The organism is Comamonas sp. B-9 (assembly GCF_000410635.1).
In the GTDB taxonomy this organism is placed as follows: Bacteria; Pseudomonadota; Gammaproteobacteria; order Burkholderiales; family Burkholderiaceae_C; genus Comamonas.
This window is the reverse complement of the sequence record NZ_APCR01000602.1, coordinates 1-209: the sequence shown is the minus strand read 5'-3', so window position 1 is coordinate 209 and position 209 is coordinate 1. Positions and strand designations below refer to the sequence as shown.

1 protein-coding gene is annotated in these 209 nt (G+C 66.0%); it reads left to right on the top strand.

The genetic code is table 11. The features are described from left to right. On the top strand, positions 1-209 hold a 209-nt coding region (locus H928_RS32145), incomplete at both ends, for a hypothetical protein (RefSeq protein WP_043339003.1).

Sequence of the window (209 nt, the reverse complement as noted above, 5' to 3'; positions counted from 1 at the left end):
ATGATGGCGCTGATGGTGCGCAAGAACATGGAGGCCGAATACACCAGCGTGGGGCTGCACTGCGTTCAGGCCGATCACCAGTCAAACCAGACCGAGCTGCTCGCCCGCCTGGCCTACCTGCTTGGAATGGGCGCCGAGATTGCGCGAGCCATTCCGGTGGCCGGCGACAACCGGCCAGGCCTGCACCAGGCGCTGGCCACCGTGGTGGA